This is a genomic window from Streptomyces lydicus (genome assembly GCF_000717345.1).
In the GTDB taxonomy this organism is placed as follows: Bacteria; Actinomycetota; Actinomycetes; order Streptomycetales; family Streptomycetaceae; genus Streptomyces; species Streptomyces lydicus.
Genome location: NZ_JNZA01000127.1, coordinates 1 through 202 on the forward strand (window position 1 = coordinate 1; position 202 = coordinate 202).

Below are 202 nucleotides of genomic sequence, written 5' to 3' on the forward strand. Positions count from 1 at the left end.
AACTCGTCCAGGACGGCCGCGGCATCGGCCTTCGCCCGCAACACACCCGCCACCCGCTCCGGCGACAACCCCTCCAACACACCGTCATCCAACACACCCGCCGCATGCACCACAGCCGACAAACCAGGAAGCGAACCCAACAACTCCGCTACCGCACCACGATCCGCCACATCACACGCCGCGACCTCCAACTCCACACCCA

At 65.8% G+C, this 202-nt stretch carries 1 protein-coding gene; it reads right to left on the reverse strand.

The features are described from left to right. On the reverse strand, positions 1–197 hold a 197-nt coding region (locus OO62_RS36280), incomplete at its 3' end, for a KR domain-containing protein (protein WP_428835920.1). Between the last annotated feature and the right edge of the window lie 5 nt (positions 198–202).